This window comes from Bacteroides sp. AM23-12 (genome assembly GCF_003434395.1).
GTDB lineage: Bacteria > Bacteroidota > Bacteroidia > Bacteroidales > Bacteroidaceae > Bacteroides > Bacteroides thetaiotaomicron.
Genome location: NZ_QTLF01000001.1, coordinates 23,257 through 36,918, shown reverse-complemented (window position 1 = coordinate 36,918; position 13,662 = coordinate 23,257). Strand labels below are relative to the sequence as shown.

Below are 13,662 nucleotides of genomic sequence, written 5' to 3'. Positions count from 1 at the left end.
TTTCAGGATTCATTCATTCTCAACGACTTCTGTTTTCAAGTCAATCACTTCCTGCGCTCCTTCACACTCCGCTTTTGAAGAGAGATAAAAAGATAATTGTACATCACCATTTTTATCTACATGCTCAATAGTGGCATGAACCAGCACCTTAGTCTTTGTCACGCCATCTTTGAAGCGCAACTGCCCTTTTTCCTCGTCTGTCAGATTTCCTTCGGTAGTGACTTCTGTCTTTTCATAACGGAGCTCAGTCTTCATCTCTTCCCCATTCTGAAGCTGGAAAGATTTCAGTTCGGCTCCATTGCCGTCCAAGATCAAAAACGCATCCACCTTATCTCCCACTTTCAAAGCAGGCATTTCACTCATCCGGTTTGCATAGTCTTCGCGGATGGTTTCTCCATCGCCTTGATCTACTTTCACATATAGCTTTTCTATCGTGATAACAGGGCTTTCTCCGCTATCCGAACAAGCACCCAGAAACAATGGCAGCAGAAACAATACTTTCTTTTTCATGCTATTGACTAGTTTTATCATGCTACAAAAATACATATTATCTTCTAAACGACAAATTATCATACGATTTATCATCCAAAACACAACCAGCAACTATCTCCTCCATTCTGTTATATCTCTCATTTTTTATGACTATCTTTGCTTCGTATATCTCTTTTTATCCCAAGAATAAATGAATTCTAAATAAAAGAACAATGGAAAAATTAGTAAGAAGACCGAATGCAGTGATATTGTTTATCAGCTTGTCACTACTGATGATGTTAACCACCGGTTGTCAGGAAATCAAACTCAAAGCAGGCATCGAGGCTGCCAACAAACAATGTCCGATAGACATGGGAGAGACCGGAAAAATCACCAGCATCGTCTATGATGGAGAGAACGTAGTGTATACCTTTTATCTGAACGAAGAGGCTGCCAACATCAAGACTCTGCAGAAAAATCCGGAAAGCATGAAGACTTCCCTGAAAATCATGTTCCAGAATCCGAATAAAGAAGTAAAGTCATTGCTGGACCTTGTTGTAAAATGTAAAGCGGGCCTGCAAATGATATATATAGGTAAAGATTCGGGAGAGCAGGTAGTCTGCGAACTGACAACAGATGAAATTAAGGAAATTCTCAATAAGGATGTCGACACCACCGAAAGCGACCTGGCTAAACTGGAAACGCAGGTACAGATGGCAAACTTACAGTTCCCGATACAGGCAAGTGAGGACGTTCTGATCGAGAAAATCGAACTCAGCGATGAAGCAGTGATTTATATCTGTCGTGTTGACGAAGATCTGTGTGATATGAACCAGATTAAAGCAAATGCCGCAGAGGTGAAACAAGGTATTATCGAAACATTAGGCAATCAGACCGATCTTGCTACCCAACTGTTTATCAAAAGTTGTGTGAATTGTGACAGAAATATAGTCTACAGATATATCGGCAAACAATCGGAAGCTCAGCATGATGTAGTGATCACCGTGCCTGAACTGAAAGATATGCTGAAAAAAGAATAAATATCAAACAGATTCCATCTAACCCAATTATGAGAAAGAAACTGAAAGCCGTCCTGTTCGATATGGACGGCGTGCTCTTTAACTCCATGCCCTATCACTCCGAAGCATGGCATCAAGTCATGAAAACTCACGGCCTTGATCTGAGCCGGGAAGAAGCATATATGCACGAAGGACGCACGGGGGCATCGACTATCAATATCGTATTTCAACGTGAATTAGGAAAAGAGGCCACACAAGAGGAAATAGAAAGTATATATCACGAAAAAAGTATCCTGTTCAATTCTTATCCGGAAGCAGAACGTATGCCCGGCGCATGGGAACTTTTGCAGAAAGTAAAGAGTGAAGGGCTGACTCCTATGGTAGTCACTGGTTCGGGACAGCTTTCTTTGTTGGAACGTCTGGAACACAATTTTCCGGGTATGTTTCATAAAGAGCTGATGGTGACCGCTTTTGACGTGAAATATGGCAAACCTAATCCGGAACCTTATCTGATGGCATTAAGAAAAGGAGGGTTCAAAGCTGACGAAGCAATCGTTATCGAAAATGCCCCATTGGGCGTGGAAGCAGGACATAAAGCCGGAATTTTCACAATCGCGGTCAATACTGGTCCGTTGGACGGACAGGTGTTGCTGGATGCCGGAGCCGATCTGCTGTTTCCTTCTATGCAGACACTCTGCGATAGCTGGGATACAATCATGTTATAAACCTATAAATACCGATTCTACTATGCAAAAGTTATTATCCTTACCTCCCAACTTAATTGACAGTTTTCATCAACTGGAAGAAGTGAATCATACTGACTGGTTTTGTACATCAGACCCTGTAGGCAGCAAGTTAGGCTCCGGAGGAGGAACGACCTGGCTGTTGCAGGCCTGCCATCAGGCTTTTGCACCGGAAGAGACTTTCAGCAAATGGATTGGAAACGAAAAAAAGATTTTGCTGCATGCGGGAGGACAAAGCCGCCGCTTGCCCGGCTATGCTCCTTCGGGCAAAATACTGACTCCCATACCGGTTTTCAGTTGGGAGAGAGGACAAAAGCTGGGACAGAATCTGCTGTCGCTGCAACTTCCGCTATACGAAAGAATCATGAAGCAGGCTCCGAAAGGCTTGAACACGCTGATAGCCAGCGGAGACGTATATATCCGTTCGGAAAAACCGCTGCAAGACATCCCGGAAGTAGATGTCGTATGTTATGGTTTATGGGTGAATCCTTCATTGGCTACTCACCACGGAGTATTCGTATCGGACCGCAAGAAGCCGGAAGTGCTCGACTTCATGTTGCAGAAACCTTCTTTAGAGGAATTGGAAGGATTATCAAAGACCCATCTTTTCCTGATGGATATCGGTATATGGATATTAAGTGACCGTGCCGTTGAGGTATTGATGAAACGGTCATTGAAAGAAGGCACGAATGATATCAGCTACTACGATTTATATTCGGATTATGGCCTGGCACTGGGAGAGCATCCCCAAACGACAGACGATGAAGTAAACAAACTTTCGGTAGCAATCCTGCCTTTACCCGGCGGAGAGTTTTATCATTTCGGAACGAGTCGGGAACTGATTTCTTCCACACTCGCCATACAGGATAAAGTGCGTGACCAAAGGCGTATCATGCACCGGAAAGTAAAACCGAATCCTGCCATCTTTATACAAAACTCGTTTACCCAAGTGAAGTTATCTGCAGAGAACGCCAATTTATGGATTGAGAACAGCCACGTAGGAGAAGGATGGAAATTAGGTTCACGACAGATTATTACAGGAGTTCCCGAAAACCATTGGAATATAAACCTGCCGGACGGAGTCTGCATCGACATCGTTCCTATGGGAGACGCAGCCTTTGTCGCACGGCCTTATGGGCTGGATGATGTTTTCAAAGGTGATTTAAGTAATGACTCGACCACCTACTTGGGGAACTCTTTCACACAGTGGATGAAGGAAAGAGAGATTGGACTGGAAGACATAAAAGGACGTACAGATGATCTGCAAGCTGCTCCTGTTTTCCCCGTAACGACTTCCATCGAAGAACTGGGTATTTTAATACGCTGGATGACAGCTGAGCCACAACTAAAAGAAGGAAAAGAGCTATGGCTGAGAGCAGAAAAACTATCCGCTGACGAGATATCGGCACAAGCGAACCTGGAACGTCTTTACGCACAGCGCAGCGCTTTCCGCAGGGATAACTGGAAAGGATTGTCCGCCAATTATGAGAAGAGTGTATTCTATCAGCTTGACTTGCAAGACGCAGCCAATGAATTTGTCCGGCTCAATCTGGATGTTCCCGCTGTCTTGAAAGAGGATGCCGCACCCATGGTGCGTATACATAACCGTATGCTTCGGGCACGTATCCTGAAGCTGCAAGGCAATGAAGGCTGCAAAGGAGAAGAACAAGCTGCGTTCCAGCTACTCCGTGACGGATTACTGGAAGCCGTTGCCGGAAAAAAGAACTATCCGAAGCTCAATGTTTATTCGGATCAGATCGTATGGGGACGTAGTCCGGTGCGCATTGACGTTGCAGGAGGATGGACAGATACACCTCCTTACTCTCTCTATTCGGGAGGAAGTGTAGTCAATCTGGCGATTGAGTTGAATGGGCAGCCGCCGTTACAAGTATACGTCAAACCATGTCACGAGTTCCATATCGTACTTCGTTCCATTGATATGGGAGCTGTGGAGGTTATCCGAAGTTATGAGGAATTGCAGGATTACAAGAAAGTCGGTTCGCCTTTCTCCATACCGAAGGCAGCACTTACCTTGGCAGGATTTGCCCCATTATTTGCGGCGGAATCTCATGCGTCATTGGAAGAACATCTAAAAGCGTTCGGTTCAGGACTGGAAATCACTTTACTGGCTGCCATTCCGGCAGGTTCGGGACTAGGTACCAGTTCTATCCTTGCATCTACCGTACTCGGAGCTATCAATGATTTTTGCGGACTGGCATGGGATAGGAACGACATCTGCAATTATACACTGGTATTGGAACAATTACTTACCACCGGCGGCGGATGGCAGGATCAATACGGCGGCGTATTCCCCGGCGTAAAACTGTTGCAATCCGAATCCGGCTTCGAACAACATCCATTAGTACGGTGGTTACCCGACCAGCTCTTTGTGCAGCCGGAATATCGGGATTGCCATCTGCTTTATTATACCGGAATCACCCGTACAGCCAAAGGCATCTTAGCTGAAATTGTCAGTTCCATGTTCCTTAACTCCGGAAAGCATCTTAGTTTATTAGCAGAGATGAAAGCCCATGCGATGGATATGAGCGAAGCTATCCTGCGAGGTAATTTCGAAACTTTCGGCAATCTTGTCGGCAAAAGCTGGATACAAAACCAAGCATTGGACAGTGGCACGAATCCACCGGCAGTAGCAGCTATTATCGAACAGATTAAAGATTATACGCTAGGATATAAATTGCCCGGTGCAGGAGGTGGCGGTTACTTATATATGGTGGCTAAAGATCCGCAAGCGGCCGGATGCATCCGTCGGATATTGACCGAACAGGCTCCTAATCCGCGTGCACGCTTTGTTGAAATGACGCTTTCCGATAAAGGATTACAGGTATCGAGAAGCTAAGAAAAAAGTTATATAAGAACAAAAATCCCTTGATAACCACTGATTATCAAGGGATTTTTATGTGACCCCGGTGCGATTCAAACGCACGACCTTCAGAACCGGAATCTGACGCTCTATTCACTAAGCTACGGGGCCATTTCCTAAATGCGATGACAAAAGTATAAAAAATCTTCTCATCTTCCTAATGATTCATCTTTTTTTATAGTTCTTAAGTCAGTATCGCCCCTTAACATTCTGTTATTTTGAAATGCTTTAGAGCATATACTTTATCAATTTGACAATCTTTTAGAGATTATCCAATACAGATATCAATATTATTCCTATCTTTGCCGACAATTAACAATCAACAATCCTATGAGTTACTTGATAAAACCAAAGAACTATAAACCGTTACTCGACTTAAAACAAACAGAGTTGGGAATCAAACAAATAAAAGAGTTCTTCCAGTTAAACTTGTCATCCGAATTACGCCTCAGACGCGTGACAGCCCCTCTTTTCGTATTGAAAGGGATGGGTATCAATGACGATTTGAATGGTATAGAACGTCCCGTTTCATTCCCTATCAAGGATTTAGGTGACGCACAAGCAGAAGTCGTTCATTCATTAGCCAAATGGAAAAGATTAACTCTCGCCGATTACAATATCGAACCGGGATACGGTATCTATACCGACATGAACGCCATCCGTTCTGATGAAGAACTCGGAAACCTCCATTCGCTCTATGTAGACCAATGGGACTGGGAACGTGTCATCACCAACGAGGACAGAAACGTAGAATTCCTGAAAGAGATCGTAAATCGTATCTACGCTGCCATGATCCGTACAGAATACATGGTATATGAAATGTATCCGCAGATCAAACCTTGTCTGCCCCAGAAATTACATTTTATCCATTCGGAAGAACTACGCCAACTCTATCCGAACCTGGAACCCAAATGCCGCGAGCATGCCATCTGCCAAAAATACGGTGCCGTATTTATCATCGGTATCGGTTGCAAGCTAAGCGACGGCAAAAAACATGACGGACGTGCACCGGACTATGATGACTACACATCCACCGGCCTGAACAACCTGCCCGGACTGAACGGTGACCTTTTACTTTGGGATGATGTACTGCAACGCTCCATCGAACTATCCTCTATGGGTGTTCGTGTAGACAGAGAAGCGCTACAACGCCAGCTCAAAGAAGAAAACGAAGAAGAGAGACTGAAACTTTATTTCCACAAACGATTAATGGACGACACACTTCCACTATCTATCGGTGGCGGTATCGGTCAATCCCGTTTGTGTATGTTTTACCTTCGCAAAGCTCATATCGGAGAAATACAAGCCAGTATCTGGCCCGAAGATATGCGTAAAGAATGTGAAGAACTTGATATACACCTTATATAATAGCTATGAACGTACAAATAGAAGAAAGCTGGAAAACACACTTACAGCCTGAATTTGAAAAAGATTACTTTCGCACACTGACAGAATTCGTAAAAAGTGAATATAGCCAGTATCAGATTTTCCCTCCGGGAAAACTTATTTTCAACGCCTTCAACCTCTGTCCTTTCGACAAAGTGAAGGTAGTAATCATCGGACAAGACCCGTACCACGGACCGGGGCAGGCACACGGGCTCTGTTTCTCTGTAAACGACGGAGTACCCTTCCCTCCTTCTTTGGTCAACATCTTTAAAGAGATAAAGGCAGACATAGGTACAGACGCTCCTACTACCGGAAACTTGACTCGCTGGGCTGAGCAAGGAGTATTATTGCTCAACGCTACTCTGACTGTACGCGCTCATCAGGCAGGCTCTCATCAGAATCGTGGATGGGAAGCTTTTACAGATGCCGCTATCCGCGCATTAGCAGAAGAACGGGAACATCTTGTATTTATCCTGTGGGGAGCTTATGCTCAACGAAAAGGAGCTTTCATCGACCGCAACAAGCATCTGGTACTTAGCTCTGCTCATCCCTCTCCCCTTTCTGCCTACAATGGTTTCTTCGGAAACAAACACTTCAGCCGTGCAAACGATTATCTGAAAGCAAACGGAGAAACGGAAATAATATGGTAATACCAAATCCGATAGACCGGATTGAGACATAAAGAAAAACGGCTGCATCATCACAAAAGATCATGCAGCCGCTTTTTTATATCTTATCCTTCCGGACTTATTCTCTATTCTTTATTTCCTTCATTAATACCACTGAATATTACTTTGCGTCTGACTTCTCTGCTCATACTTCAAGTCCTGAAGGATACTTGCATTGGCACGAATGGTAACATTGTAGTATTTCCAGCGTCCGAATGGTGAAAGGCTGGCAGAAAGGTTAAAGCAGTGCAGGTCACGTGAGATCGTACAGGAAGTCTGCGTAATCTCTTTTGCCTGAAAGTCATAACCCGAATTGAATGAAAGCGACCAGTTATTGGAAATCTTCACATTACCATTCATATTAATATTGTGGGTATAAGTAAACGGATAACGCATTGAATAACGGTTGATAGGCTTAGTCCTGTCCTCACGAATATTGAATGAATAACTGAAACTTAAAGACCAAGGCATCTTGAATACCTGATAACCGTCCGGGTCGGCTTGCGCCTTCTCTACCTTCTTGGTCGTAGTTCCATCTTCCGTTCCTTCAGAATCTTCTCCGTCTCCATCTTCAGAATCCTTCTTATTCTTATCCTGTTCAGCGTCTTCCTTCGGACCGAACCACTTTTTCCAGGTATCGTTATTAAAGGTATAGTTAAAAGAAGAACCATACCCCTGAAAACGTCCGAAACGTCCATACGACCATTCAGTTCGATTACCTTCGACCACATTACCACTTTTATCAAACGTATAAGCGTAAGTAGCAAATGATGCATTCATATTGAAAGTATAATTCTTTGTCAGTTTCAGTCGAAGATTCATACTCAAGGGGCTCCATGGCTTTTCCTTTGCAGCCATATTATATGACATATTCACACTCAAATCATCAATCAAGCTGACTTTCTTTAATGTATCCTTCTTAGCATCATAATATTTCATCTCCAGATTATTAGCAATCGAGAAACTAACCGTTCCCGAACCCTCACGTGAAGGGACTCCAAAAGGCTGTCCCGTATAGGGTGAATAATACTGAGTATTTCCGTTATTATCCGTATACTCTTCCCAGTATTTACTAAATGCAGGAGCACCACTGATACCAACCTGCGGAGTGACAACGTGGCGAATCTGTATCTCTTTCTTCTTCATGAAAAGAGGTTTGTACATACCATACAGTTTAGTACTTAAAGACAAACTGGCTGAATAGTTGGAAACACGATAAAAGCCATTAATAGTATCATTCAGATTCTGTTCCAAACGCCCTGTTTCCTCATTATACGTCTGATTTATCTTGCGGGTGTACCAACGCTCCGTATAATTCACCGAAGGATTGACCTGCAAATACTTGAACAGTGTAAAAGTAGCACTGACAGGAATATTATGGTTCATCGCATTTTCCCATCCGCTGATGCCGGTCTTGAACAGACGGTCGTCTTTAGTACGGATACTGTTCGTCAGACGTCCTGTATAGCTGACAGAAATCTTCTCATACCAACGCTCGGCTCCGGCAGCCTTCTTCCGCTTGAAGGGAAACAGACGGCTCAATGTAATATTAAGGTCAGGAAGCGTTACTGCAATGGATGAGTCACGCATGGTCTGCGCAATATTGGTCGTTCCAGACAAGGTCAGACCGATATCGGGGAAACTACGGGAGTAACTGATACTTGATGTCTTTGTATTCTGAGTCAACAACTGGGAGTTATAAAGGTTGTTGATGTTAGATCGTTCGTAACTACTGGTAGAGAAGTTCACACTGGCGGAGAAAGTACTGTTCGGACTTGCCTTGGCATCCTGACGGTGGTTCCACACTACCTTGAAGTCTTTGGCAACCGTATAATCCGGCATTCCTTTGTCTCCGGTCTTGGTCACCTGATAATCCGCCTGCAATGTACCGGAGTATTTGTACCTCTTATTATAATTGGTCAATCCGGAAAGCCGCCATGAACCTTTCGTGAATATATCTCCTGTCAGCTTCAAGTCCATGATGTCACTCATAGCAAAGTAATATCCGCCTTCCGCCAGACCGAAACCACGGCTTGAATCATCCATATACGTCGGCATAATGAAACCCGAAGAATAGCTGCTGGAGAAAGGGAAGAAGAAAAACGGCACAGCCAACGGCAGGGGAACATCTTCCACCACAAGATAGGCAGGTCCTGTCACTACATTCTTCTTGGGGCGCACTTTGGCTCTTGTCAGCTGCATGTAGAAGTGAGGATGGTCATGATGATCACAAGTCGTGTAGCGACCGTGCTCCATAAAGATTTCATCATTTGCTCCCTTCTTGGCTCTGCTACCGGTCACATAACCTTCACCCTGCTGAGTGATAATATCGGTGATTCCCGCTTTTTTGCTCTTGAAGTTATAGCTGATTGTTTCTGTATCGTATGCAGTTTCACCTTCTTTAAAGACAGGTTTACCTTTGATCGTTCCCGTTGTGTCTTTAATACCATAGGCGTGTACTGTACTACTGTCCAGATTCATGGAAATCACTTCCGCTGCCAGCTCAATGTTCTGATAGTTGACTTTGCCGCTACCATAAAGCGTAGCGGCACCTCCCAATGTAAAAGTGGTGGAGTCGTTAGATTCATAAATAACCGGTGCATCGAGCGGTTGTTTCTTTGTCGGTGCTACAGAGTCGACGCGTACCACAACTGTATCCGCCCCTAACGAATCTTTCCTGTTAAGGGAATCCGTTTGTGCAGTGTTGGAGGCAATCATCCCTCTTCTTCGACGCTGAGACGTAGCCTCATCAGGAAGCATCAGCAAGACAATCAGCAATATGAATGATATAATTATTTTTGCTCTCAATGGCGCCATTAACTAATAGTTTTACGCTTGAAGTGGCAAAAGTACACAATCTTCATCAATAATGCGTGAGAATCTCCGTTATTTAATTATTTTTTAGTGCTATAAAAACAAAGAGCACCACCCATCAAAGCGGTTTAGACCTTCTTCACCATATTTTGCAATGCTTTTCCGGGCTTTTTCTACTGTCTTTTCTTCGTCAAGATGAGTTTTAGAAAAGAATTTATCGGCAAAACAGATTATTTGCTCTTCCAGAGTGACGGGCACCATCTCACGATGAGGAACAGGAAGCTGGCGTTCTATGATTTCTTCCAGTGTCAGTCCGGCTCCGGTGTGACGTTCGCAAACCAGTGCATGGCGTTCAAAACCTTCTTTTCGCAAAAGGTCTGCACCCAGATAACCGTGTGCGATGTAGGGATGCTCTCCGAAACATTGGATGGTGGGAGCATCGGTCATAAAGATTCCTATATCGTGCAGAAGCGCGGCTTCTCTGACAAAGCTGCGGTTGATAGGTAAGTTAGGATGTGCATCTACAATCTTCAAAGCTTTTTGGGCTACAGAAAGGCTATGTATTAGTAGAATGTGTCGTTGTTCCGTATCCTGCGGATAAAATTTGTCGATGATTTCTATTGGATTCATACTTTTTCACTAGTTATTACTTGTTCCCTTACTGATAAATGATATTTTTGTGCAATATTACAAAAATTTACTGATATGCAAGCCAGAAGTTCCCTCATTCTTTTCTCTCTGTTCATAATACTGTGTTCTACATACGCCAGTGGAAAAGTAATTACGGGTGCCGAGCGTATGGATCAATACCTGCCGTTAATCAAAGGAAAGCGGGTAGGAATGGTGGTAAACCACACTTCCATCGTCGGCACAGAGCCAATTCATCTGCTGGATACTTTATTAAAACAAAAAATCGATATAGTGAAAGTCTTTGCACCGGAACACGGTTTCCGCGGCAACGCGGATGCCGGTGAAACAGTAAAAGACGGAAAAGACAGCCGTACGGGAGTAACCATCGTCTCGCTCTACGGAGATAATAAAAAGCCGACTGCCGCCCAACTGAAAGATATCGATGTAATCTTGTTCGACATCCAGGATGTGGGCGCACGTTTCTATACATATATCAGTACGATGTATTATGTAATGGAAGCTTGTGCGGAAAACAAAAAAGAGATGATTATACTGGACCGCCCCAATCCATGCGATTACGTAGAGGGACCTGTATTAAAAGCCGGATATAAAAGTTTTGTCGGAATGCTGCCTTTGCCGGTTCTTCACGGTTGTACTATCGGAGAGCTGGCGCAGATGATCAATGGAGAAGGATGGATGACTACCCAGGCAAAGACTTGTCCGCTGACTGTGATTCCCGTAAAAGGGTGGAAACACGGACAGCCCTATGTACTTCCCGTGAAACCGTCTCCCAACTTGCCCAATGCACAATCCATCCGCCTTTATGCCTCACTTTGCCCTTTTGAAGCAACACGTGTCAGTGTGGGACGCGGAACGACCTTTCCTTTTCAGGTGTTAGGCGCACCTAACAAAAAGTATGGCGATTTTGCCTTCACTCCGCGCTCCCTGCCGGGATTCGACAAAAATCCGATGCACAAAGGAGTCACTTGTTATGGCGAAGATTTACGGAACGTAACAGACGTAAACGGTTTCACGCTCCGTTACTTTCTGCGTTTCTACCGTTTATCCGGCGAAGGCGCAGCATTCTTCTCCCGTCCCCGATGGTTTGACTTACTGATGGGAACGGATTCGGTACGCAAAGCGATCCTTAAAGGAGAATCGGAAGAGGAAATCCGTGACAGCTGGCAAAAGGAGTTGCAGACCTACCGTGATATGAGACAGAAGTATTTACTTTACTAAGGAACGGTTCCTCCACTTCTCAGCATTCCGTTCGAACTCTTCGGCTTTCTTTCCACTCAACCTTGCAGGCATTTCAAGTATCTCCGGAATGTCTTTTGCATTATCAATGATTTGAGTGCCGGAAGCGTTCTTCACAATACAGACATCATCGTACAGTGAGTCATTCTCCAGATAAGCTTGCATCCGGAGCGTGTCTCCCGTCACGTCGATATGCTGGTAGAAACGGCGGTTCGTCCCGAAACGATCATACTTATCATTGAAAGATAGACGGTAACTCTTCGGGGAAGCGTGGCTTACCAGATACAACGGGGTGGTCATTTCGCCCTCATCGTTCTTATTAGTCATACGGGCATAGTTATGCTCATGTCCCTGAAGCACTAAGTCTACTCCATATTCACGGAACAGCCCGTCGAACATCCAGCGCACGGCAAGGTTGTTCGTCTTACCTTTTATAGAATATACCGGGTGATGGAGCATGACGATCTTCCATTTCTTTTTCGAAGCCTTCAGCGTTTTCTCCAGCCATTCCCGTTGAGAGAAGAGGAACCAAGGATCACGGTTACTATCCAGCGTGATGATAGTGGCATCGTTGTAATCAACAGAATATACATTATTATTTTTATACCTCGATTCGAGCAGATAAGAAAAGACATAAGCAAATCGTTTCTCCAAAACACGTACCAGTCCTTTTACATATTCATGATTTCCCGGAGAAACCAATATCGGTTTGGTGGGAGCTATGGAATCCACGCTCTGATAGGCTTCATCCCAGTAACAGTTCATCGGACGCTCTGCAAAGTCACCGGCAAACATATAGAAGTCCGCCTGCGGATAGCGATGGCGCACATTTTCCATAAAGCCACGTGTCTTTCCACGCAAAGTATCCTGCACGTCACCTATAAATACAAAGGAGAAATGATCAGTCGAATCGGGTTGCATCGTGAACGAATACCAATCGGATGAGCGATCGTCATTCCATACCCGATAAGAGTAGGAATCGCCATAAGAGAGTTCTTTAAATTTTGCCCAGTTGGCATAACCGAACCCGCCCAGTGTACGGAGAAATTTGGAAGAGCCGTCAACGAGAAGAGTATCTCCGGAACCGATCTTTGTATATTCCAGCTTTGCCTGCTTGGAAACGCCTCCGCACACCCAGCTCACATTACGGGACAGTTCGCCGTCATTTCCGAATGTCAGAAATACCCGTTGCGGGTCTTCCGTCAGCACATAGCGTATTTCAGGGATATTGTGGAACCAGACTTTCCAGCGTATCTTACAAATGACACCACCGACAATCAATATCAGGAGAACGATGCCCCAAGCTATTTTCTTCTTCGTAATCTTCATTTTTCCGATTTTAAAAACTGGTAGCAAAGATAAATATAGTGTCCCATAAATCGGAAATTATGTCCTTTTTTAACCTTTAACAAATTCACCTCTACATGAGAATTTAAATATCTAAAATTGCTGTCATCTGTCACCAAAAGCTAAATAACACACTGATTATAAGCTAATAAAGAGGTGACAGCAGGGCGTGACAGCATTGTGACAGCACATTTTGTTGTCACAATGCCGTCACGCTTTGCTGTCATATCCTGCTACTATCATATATTGCTCCTTGGAATGATAAATCAAAGAATAGCTTAGTCTAGTTGGTTTCCATGCGATGAAACTATAGTTCCAAAGCATTGAAACCAATAGTTTCAAGCCGCAGAAACTTTAGTTCCAAGCTGAAGAAACCAAAGTTTCAAGCAGAGGAAACTCCAGTTTCAAGACGATGAAACTAAAGTTTCATCAAGCAAAAAACAATT

General features: G+C 44.2%; 10 protein-coding genes and 1 tRNA gene. 6 read left to right on the top strand and 5 right to left on the bottom strand.

All coding sequences use genetic code 11. The features are described 5' to 3' along the window. Positions 1–9: 9 nt before the first annotated feature. Positions 10–510: a DUF5035 domain-containing protein gene (locus DW640_RS00145; protein WP_008766609.1), complete on the bottom strand. Its 501-nt coding sequence runs from the start codon at positions 508–510 to the stop codon at positions 10–12. A gap of 194 nt (positions 511–704) precedes the next feature. Here DW640_RS00145 and DW640_RS00140 point away from each other — a divergent pair, with 194 nt between their 5' ends. From DW640_RS00140 to DW640_RS00130, 3 genes are read left to right on the top strand one after another with little or no spacing between them, the layout of a single operon-like run. Then, positions 705–1,511: a hypothetical protein gene (locus DW640_RS00140; RefSeq protein ID WP_008766610.1), complete on the top strand. Its 807-nt coding sequence runs from the start codon at positions 705–707 to the stop codon at positions 1,509–1,511. Positions 1,512–1,540: 29 nt separating this feature from the next. Next, complete coding sequence (locus tag DW640_RS00135) at positions 1,541–2,215, top strand: HAD family hydrolase (protein WP_016268608.1); 675 nt, start codon at positions 1,541–1,543, stop codon at positions 2,213–2,215. Further along, positions 2,145–5,090 carry a bifunctional fucokinase/fucose-1-phosphate guanylyltransferase gene (locus DW640_RS00130; RefSeq protein WP_011108144.1) on the top strand — a complete coding sequence of 982 codons (2,946 nt, stop codon included), beginning with the start codon at positions 2,145–2,147 and terminating at the stop codon, positions 5,088–5,090. Before DW640_RS00135 ends, DW640_RS00130 begins: the two co-directional genes overlap by 71 nt. Before the next feature lie 62 nt (positions 5,091–5,152). Here the strand turns inward: DW640_RS00130 and DW640_RS00125 are convergent. Continuing rightward, positions 5,153–5,225, bottom strand: a tRNA-Arg gene (locus DW640_RS00125). A 219-nt stretch (positions 5,226–5,444) separates the two neighbouring features. On the opposite strand from DW640_RS00125, the gene asnA reads away from it, so the two are divergent. Together asnA and ung are read left to right on the top strand one after the other, a co-directional pair. Then, on the top strand, positions 5,445–6,482 hold the full coding sequence (gene asnA, locus DW640_RS00120; RefSeq protein WP_011108145.1) for an aspartate--ammonia ligase: 1,038 nt from the start codon (positions 5,445–5,447) through the stop codon (positions 6,480–6,482). Between the two features lie 5 nt (positions 6,483–6,487). Continuing rightward, positions 6,488–7,150 carry a uracil-DNA glycosylase gene (gene ung, locus DW640_RS00115; RefSeq protein WP_008759768.1) on the top strand — a complete coding sequence of 221 codons (663 nt, stop codon included), beginning with the start codon at positions 6,488–6,490 and terminating at the stop codon, positions 7,148–7,150. A gap of 123 nt (positions 7,151–7,273) precedes the next feature. On the opposite strand, the gene DW640_RS00110 is transcribed toward ung, so the two are convergent. Together DW640_RS00110 and DW640_RS00105 are read right to left on the bottom strand one after the other, a co-directional pair. Continuing rightward, entirely contained in the window at positions 7,274–9,985 is a 2,712-nt protein-coding gene (locus DW640_RS00110) for a putative LPS assembly protein LptD (protein WP_117576817.1), read from the bottom strand. Between the two features lie 90 nt (positions 9,986–10,075). Continuing rightward, positions 10,076–10,612 (bottom strand): HD domain-containing protein, encoded by a 537-nt coding sequence (locus tag DW640_RS00105; RefSeq protein ID WP_011108149.1) that lies wholly within the window; start codon positions 10,610–10,612, stop codon positions 10,076–10,078. A gap of 75 nt (positions 10,613–10,687) precedes the next feature. Between DW640_RS00105 and DW640_RS00100 the strand changes: the two genes are divergently transcribed. Then, complete coding sequence (locus tag DW640_RS00100; RefSeq protein ID WP_008759766.1) at positions 10,688–11,851, top strand: exo-beta-N-acetylmuramidase NamZ domain-containing protein; 1,164 nt, start codon at positions 10,688–10,690, stop codon at positions 11,849–11,851. On the opposite strand, the gene DW640_RS00095 is transcribed toward DW640_RS00100, so the two are convergent. Then, on the bottom strand, positions 11,840–13,198 hold the full coding sequence (locus tag DW640_RS00095; RefSeq protein ID WP_117576815.1) for a metallophosphoesterase family protein: 1,359 nt from the start codon (positions 13,196–13,198) through the stop codon (positions 11,840–11,842). The genes DW640_RS00100 and DW640_RS00095 overlap by 12 nt on opposite strands. Positions 13,199–13,662: the final 464 nt, after the last annotated feature.